Origin of the sequence: Microbacterium oxydans (assembly GCF_000956405.1) — a bacterium.
GTDB lineage: Bacteria > Actinomycetota > Actinomycetes > Actinomycetales > Microbacteriaceae > Microbacterium > Microbacterium oxydans_C.
On record NZ_JYIV01000030.1, the window covers coordinates 496,011 to 516,363 of the forward strand.

Below are 20,353 nucleotides of genomic sequence, written 5' to 3' on the forward strand. Positions count from 1 at the left end.
ACGGTGTTAAAGGTTGCTTGTGATGTCAGTCTATCGGAGCACTCGGGCCCCGATAGACTAGCTCGCCTCTTGCAGCACCGGGTCGGTGACCTCGTCGACCTTGGAGGACCGGATCGGGTGCCCGGCCGTGGACAGGCACCGCCCCGTCTTCAGATCCCACTTCCAGTCGTGCATGCTGCACGTGAGGATGCCGTCCTCATCGACCTTGCCGGTCTTGGTGAGGTCGGCGCGCAGGTGAGGGCATCGCCGCTGCACGACCCAGTCACCGATCTCGGCGTCCTCGGTCTGGTCGGTCTGCTCCTGGTACCAGTTCTCGACGTACTCGATCCGATCGACCGAGAGACACTTCAGGAAGGTCGTGAGGAACTCGTTGAACTTGCCGCTGCGACCCACCGAGAACTGCATCGAGAGGAAGATCGAGTTCGACCAGTCGATCTCGTGGTCGACGATGTTCGTCGAGACCAGGTCGGCGGGGATCGTGTACCAGTAGATGCACTCCTCGCCCGCGTACTCGCGGACCTTCGCGCGGGGGAAGTCGACCACCATGTCCAGCTCGCCGATGCGGAAGCGGACGCAGCCGCCGACGCCGAGCCGGATCGTGCGGGACTTCTTCAGCAGCGGCTCCCACCACTCCTTGATCGCAGCCAGCATCTCGGCCGGCGGGATGATCTCGGCGCGGGAGGCCTCTTCGTCGCGGATCTCCTGCTGACGCGATGCGCGCTGCTCCTCGAGGTACTCCCACTTCTCGTCGAAGATGTGAGCGATCTCGGCCTCCGTGTAGAGGGTCTGCTCGCTCGTCACCTCTCCGCCTTCGACCGTGACGACGGTGCCGGGGATGAACAGCTGTCCGTCGTACTGCGGAGCGAGCTCCTTCATGTGCGCGAGGAACTGCTTCTGGTCGGTGAAGATCGACTCGCCGTTCTTCCCGAGACCGTTGAAGTCGAACAAGTCGTCGCGCAGGAACATGGGCGGTCCCGCCATCGGGAACACGTGCGGCGCGTCGACTTTCTCGATGTAGTACATGGCGCGCTTGTTCTGCGCCTCACGCTTGAGACGAGCGAAGTTCTGCTTGGCGTCGAGGGGCAGGTCGTAGACCATGGGCCACCAGATGGCGCCGGACACCTGGGTGAAGTATGCGTCCGGCTTGCCGAAGTCGAGGAGCTTCTCGAGGTCGAGCGGGTGCGAGTCGTTCTGATTCAGCATCGAACCGGTGCCGTCGTCGACGCTCAGCGACGAGTCGCCGATCGGGCCGTCGCTCGGTGCTCGGAGCGGCGTGATCATCATCTTCAGCTCGCCGCGCTGGATCACCTGGCCGGCCGGAGCGTAGGTGATGTTCGTGTAGCCGAGCGCTCGGATGTCCTTCTCGAGGTCATCCGTCGGGTACTCGGGCAGCAGCACCTCGATGTCCTTGCGGATGTACCGCTCGAGCAGCCGCGGGTCGAAGTGGTCGCGGTGGCGGTGCGAGATCCACAGGAAGTCGGCGTCACGGCCGTACCGCTCCCAGTCCAGGCCCCGGTTGTCGGGGAACGGGAACCATGATCCGTAGAACGATGGCCCGAGGACCGGGTCGCAGATGATGTTCCCGCCGACCGTCTCGATGAACATCCCGGCGTGGCCGAGTCCCGTGATCCGCATTGCATTCCTCCCGAAAGTGAACCGTTCGATTGTACCGAGGGGTCCCTGTGGGACCGGTCGGCACCGCCGTGAGTATTCCGGTCAGCCGTCGAACAACCCGCGGATGTCGTCAGCCGAGAGCGACTGCGCGAACAGGGCCTCGTCGTCCAGCACCGCGGTGAACAGCCGCGCCTTGCGGCGCTGCAGGTCGAGCACCTTCTCCTCGATCGTGCCGGTGGAGATCATCCGATAGACGAACACCTGGCTGTCCTGGCCGATACGGTGGGTCCGGTCGACGGCCTGCGCTTCGGCCGCCGGGTTCCACCACGGGTCGAGCAGGAACACGTAGTCGGCCTCGGTCAGGGTGAGACCGAATCCCCCGGCCTTCAGACTGATCAGGAACACGGGCTGCTCACCGGACGTGAATCCGTCGACGACCTGCTGGCGATGCCGCGTGGAACCGTCCAGGTGCGCGTACGGGATGCCTGCGGCGTCGAGGCGGGCCGCCGCGAGGTCGAGGAACGACGTGAACTGGCTGAACACGAGCGCACGGTGGCCTTCCGCCTGCAGCTCGATCACACGCTCGATCAGCACGTCGAGCTTGCGGGAGCCGATCTTGGCGTCTTCGTCATCGATGAGCGCCGGCGCGAGGCTGAGCATGCGCATCAGGGTGAGTGAGCGGAACACGATGAACCGATTGCGATCCAGGTCTTCCAGCAGCCCGAGAACCTTCTGGCGTTCGCGCTGCAGGACCACGTCGTACAGGGCACGGTGGGAGGCGCTGAGTTCGACCTCGAGGATCTGCTCCTGCTTCGCGGGCAGGTCCGGCGCCACCAGCTCCTTCGTACGACGGAGCAGGAGCGGTCGGATGCGGCGACGCAGCTGCTCCAGGCGACGCTGCCGATAAGCCCCGCCCTCCTCGTTCTCCGGTACCTTCCCCTGCTCGATGGGCTGGATGTACTGCTCGCGGAACTTGCGCGCGGAGGCGAAGAGTCCCGGCGCGGTGAGCTTCAGCAGCGCCCAGAGCTCGCTGAGGCTGTTCTCCATCGGAGTTCCGGTGACGGCGAACGTCACATCCGCTCGGAAGGAGGCGACGGCCCGGTGCAGCTTGGTCGCCGGGTTCTTCACGAACTGCGCCTCGTCCAGGATGAGACCCGCCCAGTCGATGCGCGCGTACTCTGCCTCGTCGAGGCGGGCCACGGCGTAGGTCGTGATGACCACATCGACAGTACGGACGCTGTCGTCGAGGGACGGGCCCTGTGTGGATCCCCGCAGGAGCACCCGCAAGGTCGGGGCGAACCGCGCCGCCTCGCTGCGCCACGTGGCGAGCACCGAGGTGGGAACCACCACGAGGAAGGGGCGCCGCTCCCCCGCCTCCCGAGCGTGCATCATGAGGGCGAGCAGCTGGAGCGTCTTGCCGAGACCCATGTCGTCGGCGAGGATGCCGCCCAGGCGATGGCTCCAGAGGAAGGCGAGCCAGTCCAGCCCTTCACGCTGGTAGGGACGGAGGTCGGCCGTGATACCCGACGGCACGGCGACGGCAGGCACCGAGGCGGCCGTGCGAAGCCCCTCGGCGGTCGCGCGCCAGGTGACGGCGGGCAGAGCTTCATCCGCGAGGTCTTCGAACTCCTCCCAGAGATCCGTCTGGTAGCGGCTGATCCGCGGGCCGGTCTCCCACTCCTCGAGCTCACCAGCCTCGTCGATCAGCTCCCGCAGATGATCGAGGGCACGATGATTCAGCGAGAAGTAGCTGCCGTCGACGAGGAGGAGTTTCTTCCGGCCCTTGCTGAGCGCGGTGAACAGCGGTTCGAACGGGATGGTGCGCCCGTCGATCTTGACCAGGACTCCGAGATCGAACCAGTCCCGGTCGCTGCTCTCCACGGTCGACACCGTGATCTCCGGCTCTCCCGTGAGCTCGTGGTAGCTCTTCCGACGCCCCGAGACCACGACGACGACACCTTCGGCTTCGAGGGCGGGCACGAGACGCGTGATGAACTCCGCGGCCGCGACATCGTGGAACGATCCTGACGAGGTGAGCTCTTCCCCGACGTGATCGTTCCACACCGTGCGCAGCGCACCGCGGAGCGCATCCTCGGCCGCGGTGTCACGCACGGCATCGCCGTCGAGTGCGAACGGGACTCTTCCGAAGCCGCGATACTCCCACTCGAACGTGTACTTGACGGTGTCTCCACGATGGAACGAGAGCGCGAGCACCGGGCGCGGGGCGGGGAGCGCAGGGAGCTCGACACGACCCGTCGGGCGCACCTCGATCCGACGCGCGAGCAGCGGGTAGGCATCTCGGAAGAACGCGGACTCGTCACCCGGCGGCACGTCGAGCCCCGCCCCGACGCCGAGCAGGGCGTGCACGGGTTCGCTGAGAGGCACCTCGGCGAGCGTGACCCGGATCGCACTCCCCCGCTGAGAGATCTCGTAGACACCGCTGTGACCGATCGTCTGCACCGCGGAGGGATCCGCACCGCGTCCATCGATCACGATGTCGGGGCGAACGACGAGACCGCCGTCCTCACCGCGTCCGACGGTCGCGCGTACCTCGGCCGCATCGGCGATCACCACGGTCGTGCTCTTCTGTGTGGCGACGAGAGGGATTCCGAGCTCCGAGGCGGCACGAAGGTGTCCCCACAGCAGTCCCGATTCGATCAGATCGGCGACCAGCCAGTCGCCGGCAGTGCCGGACAGCAGCGTGTCACGCGCGATGCTGAGCAGATCGGCGAACCATCTCGAGCGATCACGTCCGTACTGCGTCGGCGTGCGTCGTACCGCGTCCCAGGTCGCCGTCCCCTGCACCCATGCGCCGGTCGCGGGACTCTGCTCGAGCGGCCGGATGCCGAGGAGGATCTCTCCGGTGCGGGTCGCGACGTCGCGGGCGGTCGCTGTGCGTTGGGGACGGGACGCCCACGGGTTCGCCCCACGGCCGTCGCGCACCCTGAGCTCGATGCCGAGCGCGAGCGGCGTGTCGGCGTCGACGCGCGCCGGACCGAGGATGCTCCGCCAGCTCGCCGACGACACATCATCCGGCCGAGCCGGGTCAGGAGCGAGGGACATGGAGCCATCCTCTCCGACACCGCCGACAGTGCCGCCGCGTGCGACGGATCAGGCGGCTCTGGCCACCCGCGCGAGGACGCCGTGCACGAACGCCCCGGAGTCGTCGGTCGAGAACTCCTTCGCGAGCTCCACGGCCTCGTCGATGGCGACGGCAGTGGGAACCTCGTCGTTGTGGAGGATCTCCCACACGGCGATGCGCAGCAGGGCGCGGTCGACCGCGGGCATCCGCTCGAGCTTCCAATCCCTGCTGTGGGTCGTGATCTGCTCGTCGATCTCGTCGCGCGAGTCGATGATGCCGTCGACGATCTCACGGGCGTACAGCCATGAGGCCTCACGAGCGGGCTCGCTCGCCGCGCGCTTCGCCTCGGCCGCCAGCGTCACGGCGAGGTCGTCTCCGCGCACATCGGAGGAGAACAGGATGTCGAGAGCGCGCTTGCGCGCCTTCGTCCGGGCGCTCACGCCTTACTTCTCGCGGCCGAGGTAGTCACCCGTGCGGGTGTCGACCTTGACCTTGGTGCCGCCCTCGACGAACAGCGGCACCTGGATCTCGTAGCCGGTCTCGAGCGTGGCGGGCTTGGTGCCCGCCGACGAACGGTCGCCCTGCAGGCCGGGCTCGGTGTACGTGATCTCGAGCACGACCGATGCCGGCAGATCGATGTACAGCGGGTTGCCGTTGTTCAGGGCGATCGTGACGTTCTGGTTCTCGAGGAGGAAGTTCTTCGCATCGCCGACCGTGGCGGCCCCGACCGTGATCTGGTCGAAGTCGGTCTGATCCATGAACACGTAGCCGTCGCCGTCCGTGTACAGGTACGTGTAGTCGCGGCGGTCGACGTTCTCGATCTCGATCTTGGCGCCGGCGTTGTACGTGCGGTCGACGACCTTGCCGGACACGACGTTCTTCAGCTTGGTGCGCACGAACGCACCGCCCTTGCCGGGCTTGACGTGCTGGAACTCGATGACGCTCCAGAGCTGCCCGTCGATGCTGAGGACGACGCCGTTCTTGATGTCTGCGGTAGATGCCATGCGCTGCGAGTTCCGTTCGTGAGTCTGCGGGGTCGGACGAGACCGACAGTCGATTCTAAGGGATGAGTGCTGCGAGCTGCCGCACGGCGTCCGCGTAGCCGTCGACTCCATGCCCCACGACACGCACGGCGGCGACGTCGTCGAGGTAGGAGTAATGCCGGAACTCCTCGCGGGCATAGACGTCGGAGATGTGCACCTCGGCGAACGGGAGCGACACTCCGGTGAGCGCGTCACGCAGCACCACCGACGTGTGCGTGAGACCGCCCGGATTGATCACGATCGCCGCGCAGTCCTCGCGCGCGGCGTGGATCGCGTCGATCAGCACGCCTTCGTGATTGCTCTGCACGGCGCGCATCTCGAACCCCAGCTCGGACGCGGCATCGGCGGTGAGGCGCTCGACGTCGGCGAGCGTCGCGGTGCCGTAGATCTCCGGCTCCCGCGAGCCGAGGAGGTTCAGGTTCGGACCGTTGACGAGAAGGATGCGTCGGGTCACGCGCCGACCTCCTGGTACGCGGCGAACATCAGGGACTCATCGGGGGCCTGCAGCACCGTGGGCTTCGCGATGTCGTCGAGCAGGATGAAGCGCAGCATGCCTCCGCGGCTCTTCTTGTCGCGCTGCATCGTGGCGAGCAGCTGCGGCCACGCGCCGGCACGGTACGACGTCGGAAGCCCGAGCGATTCCAGGATGGTGCGGTGACGTTCTGCTGCCGTGTCCGACAGCCGTCCCGCAAGACGCGAGAGCTCGGCCGCGTACAGCATGCCGACCGAGATCGCGGCACCATGACGCCATCGGTAGCGCTCCGCGTGCTCGATCGCGTGGCCGAGCGTGTGGCCGTAGTTGAGGATCTCCCGCAGACCGGCCTCGCGGAAGTCATCCGACACGACCTCGGCCTTCATCCGGATAGCGAGCTCGACGGCACGACGGAACTCTTCGGTCGTGGGGTCGACGGCGCGTGCGGGATCCGCTTCGACGATGTCGAGGATCTCCGGGGCCCAGATGAACCCGGCCTTCACGACCTCCGCGAAGCCCGCCGTCGCCTCGTTCGGGCTCAGACTGGCGAGCTCATCGAGATCGCCGACCACAGCGGTCGGTGCCCAGAAAGCTCCGACGAGGTTCTTGCCCTCCGCCGTGTTGACCCCGGTCTTCCCGCCGACGGCTGCGTCCACCAGTCCGAGCACGGTCGTCGGTACCTGGATGAGCTGCACGCCGCGCAGCCAGGTGGCCGCGACGAAACCGGCGAGGTCGGTGACCGAACCGCCGCCGTAGCCGATCACGGCATCGCTGCGGGTGAAGTCGGCCTGACCCATGACCTGCCAGCAGAACGCCGCGACCTCGATGCGCTTGCCCTGTTCGGCATCCGGGATCTCGGCGAGGAGCACCTCCCGCGGTCCCTCGGCAGCGTCGGCGAGCAGGCGGTCGCGCAGTTCGGCAGCGCGCGCCGCGAGGGTCGGCGGGTGCACGACAAGCACCTTGCGCACCCCCGGTGCGAGTGCGGCCGAGACCCGATCGAGGATCCCCCGTCCGACCGTGATGTCGTAAGCGTCGTTTCCGGTGACGCTGATGGTCGTCGTGCTCATCGCTGCTCTCTCTTCCATGCCACGATCTCGTCCGCGATCTTCTGCATCGGACGACGCGAGGTGTCGAAGGTCGCCGAGGAGACCTCGTCGTACCACCCTCGACGCTCCTCGAAGATCTTCTTCCACCGCTCCAGGGGGTCCTCCCCCGCCAGCAGCGGACGACTGCTGCCTCGCAGCCGATCGGCGACCGCCTCGGGGCTCACGGTGAGGAACACGACCGAGTGCTCCGCCAGGAGGTCCCTGGTCGCCGCTGTCGTCACCGCACCTCCGCCGAGCGAGATCACTCCTCCGTCGGAGAGCGCACCGGCAACCGCCTCCCGCTCGAGTTCGCGGAAATACTCCTCGCCGTGCTCCTCGAAGATCGCGGGGATGGGACCGTGAGCGGCGACGATGCGCTTGTCGGTGTCGATGAAGGCGACGCCGAGCCGACGCGCCACACGCCTGCCGACGCTGGTCTTGCCGGCGGCCATCGGACCGACCAGGACCAGCGTCTGTGGATCAGCCGCGCTCGTCATGCGCGATGAGCGCCGCCTCGGACGCGGGTGTCGTACGCAACTCCTCGGGAATGCCCGCCAGGTACCCTTCGAGGTTCCGCCGGGTCTCTCGGATGCTGTCGCCGCCGAACTTCTCCAGCACGGCGTTCGCGAGCTCGACCGCTACCATGGCCTCCGCGACGACGCCGGCCGCCGGCACGGCGCAGACATCGGAACGCTGGTGGTGGGCGGTCGCGTCGTCACCCGTCGAGATGTCGATCGTCCGAAGCGCATGCGGGACCGTGGCGATCGGCTTCATCCCGGCACGGACGCGGAGCACGGTGCCCGTCGACATGCCGCCCTCGGTGCCGCCGGCCCGATCGGAGCCACGGGTGATGCCGTCGGCGGTCGCGAAGAGTTCGTCGTGTGCCGCGGACCCCCGCCGGCGCGTGGTCTCGAAGCCGTCGCCGATCTCGACCCCCTTGATGGCCTGGATGCTCATGAGCGCCTGCGCGAGGCGCGCGTCAAGGCGACGGTCCCAGTGCACGTGAGAGCCCAGCCCGGGCGGCAGCCCGTAAGCGAGGACCTCGACGATGCCGCCGAGCGTGTCGCCGTCCTTCTTGGCATCGTCCACCTCGGCGACCATCAGTGCGGACGTGGTCGGGTCGAAGCACCGGAGCGGATCCGCGTCCAGCGCGTCCACGTCGTCCGGCGTGGGCAACGGCGAGCCGTCCGGCACGCGTACCGGACCGATCGACAGCGTGTGGCTGACGAGCCGGATGCCGAGCTCGCCGAGGAACGACCGCGCGATCGCGCCGAGCGCGACACGTGCGGCGGTCTCCCTGGCGCTCGCCCTCTCGAGGATCGGACGGGCCTCGTCGAAGTCGTACTTCTGCATGCCCACCAGGTCGGCGTGGCCGGGACGTGGCCGCGTGAGCGGGGCACTCCGGCCCCGGGACTTGTCCGTGAGCTCCACGGGCTCGGGGTTCATGACCTCGATCCACTTCGGCCACTCCGTGTTCCCGATGCGCAGAGCGATCGGGCTGCCGAGGCTCTTGCCGTGCCGCACACCGCCCGAGATCGTCAGCTCGTCCTGCTCGAACTTCATCCGCGAGCCGCGACCGTAGCCCAGCTTGCGCCGAGCGAGATCGGCCTGGATGGCCTCGGAGGACACAGGGACGCCGGAGGGCAGTCCCTCCATGACGGCGATGAGTTCTGGGCCGTGCGATTCGCCGGCCGTGAGCACGCGGAGCATTGCTCCAGTCTCCCATGGGTTGGACCCGCGTCGCGCCGCGTTTCGTCGCCGGCGGCGGCCGTATCAGAGTGCGGCGCGCATGGCGGCGATCACCGCGTCCTCGTCGGGCAGCGCGACAGCGGGATCCCCATGCCGGAAGACGCGGATCTGGCGGACGGCCTGGTGCAGCAGCATGCCGAGGCCCGCGATGGCCAGGTCGCTGCCCCAGACGCTCGCGAGTGCCGATGGCCAGGGCGCGTAGGCCACGTCGAAGAGCACGCCTCCTGACGCCGCCAGCTCGGCCGCGACGTCAGCGGACAGCTCCGTGCCGCCGGGCAGCGTCGCGACGGTCAGGTCCACCTCGTGCAGCGCTGCGCCGAACGGATGAACCTCGACGGCGACACCGAGGCGCCCACCGAGCTCCACGAGTCCGGCCGCGGAGCCCGGGCGCCGTGCTCGGACATCGACGCTCACGGCCCCGATCTCGGATGCGGCCACGAGTGCAGACGCCGCTGTGGCGCCTGCGCCGAGGATGCGCACGCGACCGGCTTCAAGCACCCCCGCCTCAGCGAGGGCGTCGACGATACCGCCCACATCGGTGTTGAACCCGGCGATCTGCTCGCCCAGCAAGAGAGTGTTGACGGCTCCGGTCAGCTCCGCGTGACGATCGAGCGTCGCCGCCACACGGAACGCCGACTCCTTCAGCGGCATGGTCAGTGACAGACCGCGCCACGTGTCGTCGAGCGACGCGAGTGCCGGTGCGAAGTCATCGGCCGAGACCTGACGTCTCCCGTAGGCCCAGTCGAGCCCGAGCACGCGATACGCGGCGGCATGCAGCGCGGGAGACCTGGAGTGCGCGATGGGATCACCCCAGACCGCCAGACGCGAGCGTGTCACCGTCTCAGCAACCGGCGTCGGGGTTCGCCCGGCACCACTCGCGCCACTTCTCGATACCCTGCTCGTGCTCGGCCATGGTCTCGGAGAACTGCGTCTCCCCCGTCGCCAGGTTGATCGTGACGAAGTAGAGCCACGGGCCGTCGGCAGGCGCTATCGCCGCCTTGATGGCGGCGTCGCTCGGGCTGGCGATGGGCGTGATCGGCAGACCGGTTCGCACGTACGTGTTCCAGTCGTTGTCGTCCTCGAGGGCTTCCTTGGAAGACGACACGACACCCTCGTGCAGCGAGCCGTACCCGTACTGAGCCGTGGAGTCCATCTGCAGCTTCATGTCGATGTCGAGACGGTTCTGGATGACCCTCGACACCTTGGCGAAGTCGTCGAGGCGACCCTCGCGCTGGATGATCGAGGCGATCGTGAGGACCCGCTCCGCGTCCGCGGCAGGCACCCCTGCCGCATCGAGCGATTCACGGGTACGGTCGACCATTCGCTGGATCACCTGGGGCGCGGTGACTCCAGGGTCGAATTCATACACCGCGGGGAACAGCCAGCCTTCCAGACTCGGGGCGTCCACCCCGTACGCCGACGGGTCCTGCACGGCTGCTTCGAAGTCAGCCAACGGAAGACCGAGCGTCTCGGCCATGCTGGGCAGCGACGAGACGATCGTCCCACCCTCGGAGACGGAGACGGCGTTCGCCATCTTGTTCTCATCGTTCTTGAGCGCGGCCAGGGCAGCCTCCGCGGTCATCTTCTTCTGGAGGCGATACACGCCGGGGTAGAACGTGACCGCGAGGTTCTCGTCGACGATGTAGTCGTAGAAGACGTCTTCCGTCTTGGTCACCCCAGCCTCATAGAGCGCGGTCGAGACCGGACCTCCCGTGTCGCCCTGTTTGATGGTGACGAGGGCCTCGCCGTTGGCCAGTCCGGGCTCCCAGTCCTTCGACTCGCCCCATCCCATGACATCGCTGATCTTGTCGCCATAGGTGTTCCACACCCAGAGCCCGCCCGCCACGATACCGCCGAAGATGGCGAGCACGATCACGAGTGCGATCAGACACCCCTTGCGACGCTTCTTCTTCTTCGGCTTGGCGTCGACATGGTCGTCGTGCGGAACGAAGAGGGCGTCGAGTCCACCGCCGATCGCAGGTTCCGGGACGTCGGCAGCTGCCGCTCCCGGAGCGACCTGGGGCTGAACCCGTGTCGGTGTGTCGGCCGCATCCGCGGAGGCACGCACCGGAGTCGTGGACGGTGTCGACGCCTCCGAGCCCACCGCTTCATCGGCGGAGGCTCGAACCGGCACACTCGAGGGCTGCTCCTGCGGACCGGCAGTGCCACGGGCCGGGGTCGCCGCGCCCTCTCCGGCAGCAGCTTCGCGGGCAGCGCGGCGCGAGCCGGGCGCCGGAGCACTGTTGTCCACGGTCGGAAGCTGCGTCGTCGGGTCGGGCAGATTCTCGAACAAGTCGCCCAGTCGGGCTTCGGTGTCAGGCTGGGGTGCGGCGCTGTCGGGTTCAGACATCGTCAGGCGTGCTCCTCGTCGGGCGAGATGGTGGCACCGGCCGGGTTTCCGGTGCTCTTCTCCATGTCGATCGCCTGCTGCAGAAGCACCACGGCGGCGACCTGATCCACAATGCTACGAGACTTCTTCTGAGATCTCCCGGAACTGCGCAAAGCTGCGTGCGCGGTCACCGTGCTCAGGCGTTCGTCCACGAGCCGTACAGGGAGACCGCTGCGTGTGCCGAGCTCGGCAGCGAACTCCCGGGCGTCCGTCGTCGAGGGAGTGTCGGTGCCCTGCATGTTCACCGGCAGACCGACGACGAACTCCAACAGGTCGTACTCCTTCGCGATCTGCACGATCCGGTCGATCGAGGCGTCATCCCGCGGCACGGTCTCCACGGGCACGGCGAGCATGCCGTCGGGGTCGCAGCGTGCGACACCGACCCTCGCTCTTCCCACGTCGATACCGAGACGCACTCCGCGACGGAACCCGGTCACGCGCCGTGCAGCTCCTGGGAGATGGCGTCGAGCGCCGCGGGCAGGGCTGCCGCATCGGCTCCGCCGCCCTGGGCGACGTCATCGCGTCCACCGCCGCCACCACCGAGCACTCCGGCAGCACGCTTCGCCAGCGCACCGGCCTTGGCGCCGGCAGATCGCGCCGCCTCGTTGGTGGCGACCACCACGACCGGGCGTCCGTTGACCACGGCTCCCAGAGCCACGACCGCCGCGTCAGAGCCGAGACGATCGCGAACACCGTTGACCAGGTCGCGCACGTCGTCTGCGGAAGCCACGTCGCCGAGGTTCTGCGCCGCGAGCCGGAACGCTCCGACACGCGTCGCCGCCTCCACGATCGACGGGACCTGACCGGCCCGCTCCTTGGCCTCGAACTGCGCGATGCGCTTCTCAGCGGCCTTCAGGCTCGCAGTGAGATCGGCGATCCGCTCCGGCAGCTGCTCGCGCGGGGTCTTCAGCGAGCTGGTGAGCTGCGAGACGATGGCCCGCTCCGCGGCGAGCTCCCGGAAGGCGTCGGCGCCGACGAGCGCCTCGATACGTCGGTTGGAGGCACCGACGGACGACTCGCCGACCAGGCTGACGAGACCGATCTCGGCGCTCGTGCTCACGTGCGTGCCGGCACACAGCTCACGAGACCACGGACCTCCGATGTCGACCATGCGGACGACGTCGCCGTACTTCTCGCCGAACAGCGCCATCGCTCCGGCTTCCTTGGCTTCGTCGAGAGAGACGATGCGCGTGGTCACCTCGAGGGAGTCCTGCACCGCACGGTTCGTGATCTCCTCGATCTCGCTGCGGGTGTCTGCCGAGAGCGCCTGCGACCATGCGAAGTCGAAGCGCATGTAGCCGGCGCGGTTGAGCGAACCCGCCTGCGTCGCCGTCGGACCCAGCGTGTCGCGGAGCGCGGCGTGCACGAGATGGGTGGCCGAATGAGCCTGACGCGCCGCGCGACGGTTCGCCGCATCGACGACGGTGGTGGCGATGTCGTCGACCGCGACGCTGCCGCGCGTGACCTCGACGGTGTGGCTGATCAGTCCAGGGACCGGCTTCTGCACGTCCAGCACTTCGAGGACGTAGCCGGGGCCCACGATCGTGCCCTTGTCGGCGACCTGGCCGCCCGACTCGGCATACAGCGTGGTCTCGGCGAGCACGACCTCGGCGATCTGGCCCTCGGCGGCGCTTCGGACAGGCACGCCGTCGACGAGGAGTCCGAGCACACGCGACTCGACCTCGAGCGCCGTGTACCCGTCGAAGCCGGTCTCGCCCAGAGCACGAAGCTCACGGTAGACCGACACATCGGCGAGCTGCCGCTTCCGGTTGCGTGCATCATCCTTGGCGCGCTGACGCTGCTCCTGCATGAGGGTGTCGAAGGCAGCGCGATCGACGTCCAGCCCCGCTTCTTCGGCGACCTCGAGTGTGAGATCGATCGGGAAGCCGTAGGTGTCGTGCAGCAGGAAGGCCTCGGGGCCGCTCAGCGTCTTGCCGCCGCCCTTCCTGGTCTCGTCGAGCGCGAGGTCGAGGATCGTGGAGCCGGCCACGAGGGTGCGCCGGAAGGTCTCCTCCTCGGCGAACGCCGACGCCGAGAGCACGGACCAGTCCTTCTCGAGCTCGGGGTAGGTGGTCTTCATCACATCGCGCGATGCGGTGAAGAGCTCGGGGAAGACGGGCTCGTCGACGCCGAGCAGCCTCATCGAACGCACCGTGCGACGCATCAGACGGCGGAGGATGTATCCGCGCCCCTCGTTGGAGGGACGGACGCCGTCGGAGAGGAGCATGAGGGAGGAGCGGACGTGGTCGGCGACGACGCGGAACCGCACGTCGTCCTCATGCTGCACTCCGTAGGGGCGCCCGGAGAGTTCGACCGCGCGATCGAGCACGGGCCGCACCTGGTCCGACTCGTACATGTTGTCGACGCCCTGCTTGAGGAAGGCGACGCGCTCCAGGCCCATCCCGGTGTCGATGTTCTTCATCGGCAGCTCGCCGACGATGTCGAACTCGGTCTTGCCGCGGATGTTCTCGATGAAGTCCTGCATGAACACGAGGTTCCAGATCTCCAGGAACCGCGAGTCGTCGACAGCGGGCCCGCCGTCCTTGCCGTAGGCCGGACCGCGGTCGAAGAAGATCTCCGAGTCGGGGCCGCCCGGTCCGGGCTGGCCGGTGTTCCAGTAGTTGTCCGCGCGTCCCAGTCGCTGGATGCGCTCCGGCTTGAGCCCGATGATGTCGCGCCAGATCGCCTCGGCCTCGTCATCGGTCTCGTAGACCGTGACCCAGAGGTCCTTCTCATCGAAGCCGAGTCCGCCGTCGGACTCCGAACTCGTCAGCAGCTCCCAGGCGTAGCGGATCGCACCTTCCTTGAAGTAGTCGCCGAACGACCAGTTGCCCAGCATCTGGAAGAACGTCCCATGCCGGGCCGTCCGACCGACCTCTTCGATGTCGTTGGTGCGGATGCACTTCTGCACGTCCGCGATGCGCGGATGCGGGGCGGGCACGACACCGGTGAGATAGGGGATCATCGGCACCATCCCTGCGACGGTGAACAGCAGCGACGGGTCGTCGCTGACCAGGGAAGCGGAGGGGACGATGAGGTGGTCGTTCTTCTCGAAGTAGTCGAGGTAACGCTGCGCGATTTCCGCAGTTTTCATAGGGGTGCCAGGTGTCCTAGGTCGCGTGAGAGATGTTGCGCTGGGCCGCGCGGGCGAAGTCAGTTCGGGCGATGTCAGTTCTTGTCCGGCTCGGCGAGCCGGGCGTCTTCGGCGCGGTACGCGTCGCCGATCAGAGAGGTGAAGCCGTTGATGCGGGCATCGACCTCGGCGAGGAGGTCATGTCCACGCGGGTCCTTGTTCATGAAATGTGCCGCGACGAAGCCGCCGATCACTCCGATCAGGAACCACTGCAACTTCTTCATGACGCCATCCTTGCCTCTGAGCCGCGAAGGCGCGGTGATCCCATCGTATGCAAAAACGACGAGAGGCGTCGGGTTTCCCCGACGCCTCTCGTGTGTGCGCTGTATCAGCGAGCCGCGTAGTACTCGACGACGAGCTGCACTTCACAGGTCACGGGGACCTCGGCGCGCTTCGGACGACGAACCAGACGGGACTGGAGCTTGTCGAGCTCGACCTCGAGGTAGCCCGGAACGGGGGGCAGAACCTCGGCGTGACCGCCGGCTGCTGCCACCTGGAAGGGCTCGGTGCCCTCGCTCTTGGCCTTGACGTGGATGAGCTGACCCGGCTTCACGCGGAACGACGGGCGATCGACGAGCTGACCGTCGACCAGGATGTGACGGTGCACGACGAGCTGGCGTGCCTGTGCGGTCGTGCGGGCGAAGCCCGAACGGAGCACGAGCGCGTCGAGACGCATCTCGAGAAGCTCGACCAGGTTCTCACCGGTCAGGCCCTCCTGGCGACGAGCCTCGTTGAAGGTGTTGCGCATCTGCTTCTCGCGGATGCCGTACTGCTCGCGAAGACGCTGCTTCTCACGAAGACGGACGGCGTAGTCGCTGTCTGCCTTGCGCTTGGTGCGGCCGTGCTCACCCGGAGCGTAGGGACGCTTCTCGAGGTAGCGGGCGGCCTTCGGGGTGAGAGCGACGCCGAGGGCGCGGCTGAGACGCACCTTGCGGCGGTCCTGGGACTTCGTGGTCACGAAGCATTCCTTCCGATGACGCGGTCGCGGCTTTCGCGACTCGCGGACGTATCGTCCGCGTTCTGCCTTGGAGCGCACGCCGGGGCGCCAGCAAGGTGTGTTGTGAACGAGGAGATGCCCGAAAACTCGGTTTCGAGCCGCTCAAGTCTAACAGATCGTCCCTTTCGGGCGGATCGGCAGTCAGCGGTCGCCGAGGATGCGACGGATGCGCTCGAGCCGGGAACCGATGTCACGCTCCGCACCGAGGTTCTTCGGCTGGTAATAGCGCCGGCCGTCCAGCTCATCCGGCAGATACTGCTGGGGCACGATCCCGAACTCGCTGTCATGCGAGTAGACGTACCCGCGGCCGTGCCCGAGCCGCTTCGCGCCCGGATAGTGGGCGTCGCGCAGGTGCAGCGGCACCCTGCCGAAACCTCCCGCACGGATGTCGGCGATCGCGGCGTCGATGCCCACATACGCGGCGTTCGACTTGGCCGTGGTCGCCAGGTACACGGTCGCCTCCGCCAGGGGGATGCGTCCCTCCGGCATGCCGATGAACGCCACCGCATCGGCAGCGGCGACGGCGATGACCATCGCCTGCGGGTCGGCGAGGCCCACGTCCTCCGATGCGGAGATGACCAGGCGCCTCGCGATGAAGCGAGGGTCCTCCCCCGCCTCGATCATGCGCGCGAGATAGTGCAGCGCCGCGTCGGGGTCTGACCCCCTGATCGACTTGATGAAGGCGCTGATCACGTCATAGTGCTCGTCGCCCTGACGGTCGTATCGCAGCAGCGCCTTGTCGACCGCCTGCGCGATGTCGTCGGCGGACACCTCCGGGACTCCCCCGCTGCTCCCGGCGGCCTCGTCTCCGTCGGTGTCATCCGGAACTGCCGTCGTCGCGTGCGAGAGCGCGACTGCGGCCCCGGCCTCCAACCCCGTGAGGGCACGCCGGGCGTCGCCCGATGCGAGCCGGACGAGCGCGGACCTGGCTTCTTCACTGAGGGTCACGCTCCCGTTGAGACCGCGGGCGTCCGCGACCGCCCGATCCACGAGAAGCCCGATGTCGTCATCGGTCAGCGGCTGCAGCGTCAGCAGCAGCGAACGGGACAGCAGCGGGGAGATCACGGAGAACGACGGGTTCTCGGTGGTCGCGGCGATGAGGATCACCCACCCGTTCTCGACGCCGGGGAGCAGAGCATCCTGCTGGGCCTTCGTGAAGCGGTGGATCTCATCGAGGAACAGGATCGTCGTCTGACCGTAGAGGTCACGTTGATTCACCGCCTCCTGCATGACCTCGCGCACGTCCTTGACACCTGCGGTGATGGCGGAGAGCTCGACGAAACGACGCCCGGAGGAACGCGCGATGGCCTGCGCCAGCGTGGTCTTCCCCGTGCCGGGCGGCCCCCACAGGATGATCGACACGGCCCCTGGTGCGGCCGCCTTCGGGTCTGCGAGGGCGACGATCGGCGAGCCGGCTCGGAGCAGATGACGCTGTCCGGCAACCTCGGCGAGGGACACCGGGCGCATGCGCACGGCGAGGGGCGTCTGCCCGGAGAGCAGCGGCGCAGGAGAGGTCATCACTCCAGGCTAACGGCGGCGCCCGACACTTCGGCGAGCCATGCATCCGGGTAGGCTCTCAGGCGACGTCGGGGAACGGCGTCCGGAGGGAGACCAGGGCATGGCCGCACGCGGTTCGAAGAACGCACAGGCGCGCACATCGGCGGAGCGCGCACGTCTGCACACCGCGCGGACCCAGTGGCACGAGGGCCAGATCCGTCGACGGGTCCGGGACAACTCGATCGCAGCGATCGTCGGAGGCCTCATCGTCGTCGCGGCAATCGGGAGCCAGGTCGTGCATGCGCAGGTCACCGCGCCGGAGCCGGAGCCGACACCCACTCCTTCCATCGGGCCCACGACCGTTCCCACAGAGACGCCGTCCGAGTCGCCCGACCCGATCCCCTCCGAGGCGCCCACCGAGTGAGTCCCGAGCGCTGAGCGGAGCCTGCTCGCTTCGACGCCGGCCCCGCTCAGCGCTCGGCCATGGCGAGGCGGTATCCGCGTTTGACGACCGTCTGGATCACGTCGGTCGGTCCCAGCGACTCGCGCAAGCGGCCGACGGCGACCTCGACCGCACGGTCGCTGTGATGTCCACCGGGAAGCGCCCGTCCGAGTTCCGCCCGTGAGAGCACGCGGCCACGGGCGAGGAACAGCGCCTCGATCAGCGCGACCGCTCCACGCGACAGCGGGATGAAGCGCTCGTCCAGCACGACCCCTCCGCTGCGCACCTGGAGGCGTCCGGCCACGGTGAGGTGGGATCCCGCGCCGCTTCGATAGTGCGCGAGCACACTGTGGACCAGACCCGCCGGCGTCGACGGCTCGACGTGCCGAGCGGGAAGCCCGACCTCATGCAGCAGGCACGCCTCCCGCTCGTCGACCGTGACGAGGATCAGCCGTTCCGATTCCGCGCGCTGACGGTTCGCTTCCAGGGCGCCGGCATCCGCCACCGCGTCCAGCCACGGGGCGGTCGAGGCGGTGAACAGCACGGCGTCCGCACCTCCAGAGCCCGCGCGGTGCACGGCACGGCTCAGGGCGACCGGCGTCCGCGCGGCCGCCCCAGGCCCTACGACGCGCGTCACCTCCGCTCCCGCTCGTTCCAGAATGCGATCCACCTGGTCGTCCACCGCCGCAGAAGCTGCCGAAGCACGGCCCGGTACTCGCGCATCGACCGACACGATGATCCGGCATCCGGAGAGGACGGGGCGCGTGCTCGATCGCCCGATCGTCATGCGGGGCTCTCCGCACGCATGGGAGCACTGCGGTGCCGCCCCCGACTGCGACTTCGCTCGTCCCACCCTTCCTCGACCACGCCCCATCGCGCGTGCAGCGGGTGACGTACCCCGATCAACCCGACCGCGTCGAGCTGATCCCGCAACGCCGGCCACTGCGCTCGACGCACTCCCCGCAGCTCGATCCGCGAGTCGGAGATCTGCAGCGACAGACCGAGGTCCAGCGCGATGCCCCCGATGTCCACGAGGTGCTGCGGCTCGAGTTCTCCACCCGCGGCTGCTGAGACGCTCACGCGAGCACCGTCATATCCGGCATCCGACAGCCGGCGCCGGCGCCCACCGCGGACTTCTGCTGCCTTCTTCTGCAGGATCTGGTCCCCCGTCTCCATGAGCACCCGCGCCACGGCCAGCGTGCAACGCGCACATCCCGGTTCCCTCCCGAACTGGCGTCCGACTGCCGAGAAGGTGGCCAGTCCTCCCAGCCGGGCGGCGCCGAGAAGCTCTTGCGACGACATCCCGAGGTGGACGCAGACCGGGACGGGATCGTCCTGGGTGCCCGCCGTCCGTCGGAGTTCCTCAGCGACCTCGCGCCGCAACCGTTCACCCACGGCTCGGCGAAGGCCACCGTGGCCGCTCGTGTCGCCCACGAGGACACCTCCGAGAAGCGTCTGCCCATCGTCGCTCAGAACGAGCTTCCGGTAGCCGCCGGCGCGTGGAGCGAGCGTGACGACGTCGACGGCGCCGGCGGACGTCGCCCACGGCTCGCCGAAGCTGACGATCTCGATCCCCGCGATGCTCTGGTGGACGTGATCGTCGTGACCGGTGAAGCGTCCCTCTCCCCCGCACACCCGCTCCGCCGCGGCTTCCGCCGTGGAGTGCGCGGCGGCCGCGGCATCGACCTGCCGACCCTTGAAGCAGGCCACCTCCCCGATCGCGAGGATACGCGGATCCGATGTCACGCAACGGTCGTCGATCAGCACGCCACCCTGCGGATGCACGTCCAGACCGGCATTGCGAGCGAGTTCGTCTCGCGGGCGTACGCCGACCGTGAAGACCACGACATCTGCGCGTTGGAAGGTGCCGTCCTGGAACTCGAGCGCGGTGACCGCACCCGAGTCGTCCGCGTCGAGCCGCGTCGTCCTGGTGCGCGTGCGCACCGCGATGCCCCGGTCTTCGAGGGCGGACTGCACGACGCCGGCTCCGACACCATCCAGTCGACCGGGAAGCACGCGATCCGCGTACTGCACGATCGTGGTGGCCACGCCCGCCTCGTCCAGAGCGACCGCGACGTCGAGCCCGCGCATTCCTCCGCCCACCACGACGCCGCGCAGCGGACGCCCGAGGGCTCGGGATCGCGATTCCATGAACTCCTTGATCGCCTCCGCGTCGTCTATCGAACGCAGCACGAAGCATCCGGGGAGTCGAGCGCCTGTCACCGCCACCTGGGAGGCGAACGAACCCGTGGCGAGCACCAAGGTGTCGTAGGAGTACGTGCGCCGAGAGCGTGTCCGCACGGTCCGAGCGGATCGATCGATGTGCAGAACCCGATCGTCACGGATCAGACGGACACGGTCGTCACGGAAGACGGAACGATCGAGGTGGAGCTCTGCGGGATCGTCGCCGGAGAGTATCCCCGCCACCGAAGACCTGTCGTACGGACCGTACCCCTCGTCCCCGATGACGGTGACCCGCGCGGCCACTCCGGGGTCGCGGAGCAGATGTTCGACGAATCGATGCGCCGCCATCCCCGCTCCGATGACGACGATCTCGCCCGGCGGGGATGTGTTGTCCTTCATGCTGCTCCTGTCGACCGGAAGACTGTCGTCCTGGTGACACTAGGAGCACTGTGTTTCCCAGAGATGACGAGCAGTGTGTCCCCCATCGAAAGTTCTCCTCACAGAACGGTAACGATGCAGCGTGACGTCCGGTCCTCACCCGTGTTGCTTCGGCGTACTAGGCTGAGCCTCGTCCTTTCCGCCTCCCGCGGCCCGACCGCGCAAGGAGAATCACGTGTCTGCCAACGAGCCCACGAAGCCGACTCCCCCCGTCCCCGGACCCCCCTC

Annotated in this window: 18 protein-coding genes; 1 reads left to right on the plus strand and 17 read right to left on the minus strand. The window is 68.1% G+C overall.

The features are described 5' to 3' along the window. Nucleotides 1-57: 57 nt before the first annotated feature. The 15 genes from RN51_RS17775 to RN51_RS17845 form a co-directional block, all read right to left on the minus strand. Nucleotides 58-1,635, minus strand: coding sequence for a Rieske 2Fe-2S domain-containing protein (locus tag RN51_RS17775; protein WP_045265337.1), 1,578 nt, complete (start codon nt 1,633-1,635; stop codon nt 58-60). Nucleotides 1,636-1,716: 81 nt separating this feature from the next. Continuing rightward, nucleotides 1,717-4,677 (minus strand): DEAD/DEAH box helicase, encoded by a 2,961-nt coding sequence (locus RN51_RS17780; RefSeq protein WP_045265338.1) that lies wholly within the window; start codon nt 4,675-4,677, stop codon nt 1,717-1,719. Between the two features lie 48 nt (nt 4,678-4,725). After that, nucleotides 4,726-5,136, minus strand: a complete 411-nt coding sequence (gene nusB, locus RN51_RS17785; RefSeq protein ID WP_045265339.1) for a transcription antitermination factor NusB — start codon at nt 5,134-5,136, stop codon at nt 4,726-4,728. A gap of 3 nt (nt 5,137-5,139) precedes the next feature. Continuing rightward, a complete protein-coding gene (gene efp / locus RN51_RS17790; RefSeq protein WP_045265340.1) occupies nt 5,140-5,700 on the minus strand; it encodes an elongation factor P in 561 nt (186 codons plus the stop codon). 55 nt (nt 5,701-5,755) lie between these two features. Then, nucleotides 5,756-6,193 (minus strand): type II 3-dehydroquinate dehydratase, encoded by a 438-nt coding sequence (gene aroQ, locus RN51_RS17795; protein ID WP_045265341.1) that lies wholly within the window; start codon nt 6,191-6,193, stop codon nt 5,756-5,758. Further along, nucleotides 6,190-7,278, minus strand: a complete 1,089-nt coding sequence (gene aroB, locus RN51_RS17800) for a 3-dehydroquinate synthase (protein WP_045265342.1) — start codon at nt 7,276-7,278, stop codon at nt 6,190-6,192. Before aroB ends, aroQ begins: the two co-directional genes overlap by 4 nt. Beyond that, the gene (locus RN51_RS17805) at nt 7,275-7,793 is read right to left on the minus strand and encodes a shikimate kinase (RefSeq protein WP_045265343.1); all 519 of its coding nucleotides are present in this window, start codon (nt 7,791-7,793) and stop codon (nt 7,275-7,277) included. The genes aroB and RN51_RS17805 overlap by 4 nt, the downstream gene beginning before the upstream one ends. Then, complete coding sequence (aroC, locus tag RN51_RS17810) at nt 7,777-9,006, minus strand: chorismate synthase (RefSeq protein WP_045265344.1); 1,230 nt, start codon at nt 9,004-9,006, stop codon at nt 7,777-7,779. Before aroC ends, RN51_RS17805 begins: the two co-directional genes overlap by 17 nt. A 63-nt stretch (nt 9,007-9,069) precedes the next feature. Continuing rightward, complete coding sequence (locus RN51_RS17815; protein WP_045265345.1) at nt 9,070-9,882, minus strand: shikimate dehydrogenase; 813 nt, start codon at nt 9,880-9,882, stop codon at nt 9,070-9,072. 4 nt (nt 9,883-9,886) lie between these two features. Beyond that, nucleotides 9,887-11,395, minus strand: coding sequence for an endolytic transglycosylase MltG (gene mltG / locus RN51_RS17820; RefSeq protein WP_052674771.1), 1,509 nt, complete (start codon nt 11,393-11,395; stop codon nt 9,887-9,889). Nucleotides 11,396-11,397: 2 nt separating this feature from the next. Beyond that, nucleotides 11,398-11,871: a Holliday junction resolvase RuvX gene (ruvX, locus tag RN51_RS17825; protein ID WP_045265346.1), complete on the minus strand. Its 474-nt coding sequence runs from the start codon at nt 11,869-11,871 to the stop codon at nt 11,398-11,400. Further along, a complete protein-coding gene (gene alaS / locus RN51_RS17830; RefSeq protein WP_045265347.1) occupies nt 11,868-14,528 on the minus strand; it encodes an alanine--tRNA ligase in 2,661 nt (886 codons plus the stop codon). The genes ruvX and alaS overlap by 4 nt, the downstream gene beginning before the upstream one ends. Nucleotides 14,529-14,602: 74 nt before the next feature. Next, nucleotides 14,603-14,791, minus strand: a complete 189-nt coding sequence (locus RN51_RS17835) for a hypothetical protein (protein ID WP_045265348.1) — start codon at nt 14,789-14,791, stop codon at nt 14,603-14,605. A gap of 104 nt (nt 14,792-14,895) precedes the next feature. Then, nucleotides 14,896-15,525 (minus strand): 30S ribosomal protein S4, encoded by a 630-nt coding sequence (rpsD, locus tag RN51_RS17840; RefSeq protein ID WP_052674772.1) that lies wholly within the window; start codon nt 15,523-15,525, stop codon nt 14,896-14,898. A 180-nt stretch (nt 15,526-15,705) separates the two neighbouring features. Further along, nucleotides 15,706-17,082, minus strand: a complete 1,377-nt coding sequence (locus RN51_RS17845) for a replication-associated recombination protein A (RefSeq protein ID WP_082066644.1) — start codon at nt 17,080-17,082, stop codon at nt 15,706-15,708. A 100-nt stretch (nt 17,083-17,182) separates the two neighbouring features. Here RN51_RS17845 and RN51_RS17850 point away from each other — a divergent pair, with 100 nt between their 5' ends. Then, nucleotides 17,183-17,485 carry a hypothetical protein gene (locus RN51_RS17850; protein WP_045265349.1) on the plus strand — a complete coding sequence of 101 codons (303 nt, stop codon included), beginning with the start codon at nt 17,183-17,185 and terminating at the stop codon, nt 17,483-17,485. A 46-nt stretch (nt 17,486-17,531) separates the two neighbouring features. Here the strand turns inward: RN51_RS17850 and RN51_RS17855 are convergent, their stop codons facing one another. Together RN51_RS17855 and RN51_RS17860 are read right to left on the minus strand one after the other, a co-directional pair. After that, nucleotides 17,532-18,290 (minus strand): winged helix-turn-helix domain-containing protein, encoded by a 759-nt coding sequence (locus RN51_RS17855; protein ID WP_052674773.1) that lies wholly within the window; start codon nt 18,288-18,290, stop codon nt 17,532-17,534. Continuing rightward, the gene (locus RN51_RS17860) at nt 18,287-20,086 is read right to left on the minus strand and encodes an FAD-dependent oxidoreductase (protein WP_052674774.1); all 1,800 of its coding nucleotides are present in this window, start codon (nt 20,084-20,086) and stop codon (nt 18,287-18,289) included. Before RN51_RS17860 ends, RN51_RS17855 begins: the two co-directional genes overlap by 4 nt. Nucleotides 20,087-20,353 lie beyond the last annotated feature (267 nt).

Bases quoted from the DNA above. Each gene is read 5' to 3' on its own strand.
- RN51_RS17775 (WP_045265337.1), bottom strand. From the start codon at position 1,635: ATGCGGATCACGGGACTCGGCCACGCCGGGATGTTCATCGAGACGGTC.
- RN51_RS17780 (WP_045265338.1), bottom strand. From the start codon at position 4,677: ATGTCCCTCGCTCCTGACCCGGCTCGGCCGGATGATGTGTCGTCGGCG.
- efp (WP_045265340.1), bottom strand. From the start codon at position 5,700: ATGGCATCTACCGCAGACATCAAGAACGGCGTCGTCCTCAGCATCGAC.
- aroB (WP_045265342.1), bottom strand. From the start codon at position 7,278: ATGAGCACGACGACCATCAGCGTCACCGGAAACGACGCTTACGACATC.
- RN51_RS17805 (WP_045265343.1), bottom strand. From the start codon at position 7,793: ATGACGAGCGCGGCTGATCCACAGACGCTGGTCCTGGTCGGTCCGATG.
- aroC (WP_045265344.1), bottom strand. From the start codon at position 9,006: ATGCTCCGCGTGCTCACGGCCGGCGAATCGCACGGCCCAGAACTCATC.
- mltG (WP_052674771.1), bottom strand. From the start codon at position 11,395: ATGTCTGAACCCGACAGCGCCGCACCCCAGCCTGACACCGAAGCCCGA.
- alaS (WP_045265347.1), bottom strand. From the start codon at position 14,528: ATGAAAACTGCGGAAATCGCGCAGCGTTACCTCGACTACTTCGAGAAG.
- RN51_RS17835 (WP_045265348.1), bottom strand. From the start codon at position 14,791: ATGAAGAAGTTGCAGTGGTTCCTGATCGGAGTGATCGGCGGCTTCGTC.
- RN51_RS17845 (WP_082066644.1), bottom strand. From the start codon at position 17,082: ATGACCTCTCCTGCGCCGCTGCTCTCCGGGCAGACGCCCCTCGCCGTG.
- RN51_RS17850 (WP_045265349.1), top strand. From the start codon at position 17,183: ATGGCCGCACGCGGTTCGAAGAACGCACAGGCGCGCACATCGGCGGAG.
- RN51_RS17855 (WP_052674773.1), bottom strand. From the start codon at position 18,290: ATGACGATCGGGCGATCGAGCACGCGCCCCGTCCTCTCCGGATGCCGG.
- RN51_RS17860 (WP_052674774.1), bottom strand. From the start codon at position 20,086: ATGAAGGACAACACATCCCCGCCGGGCGAGATCGTCGTCATCGGAGCG.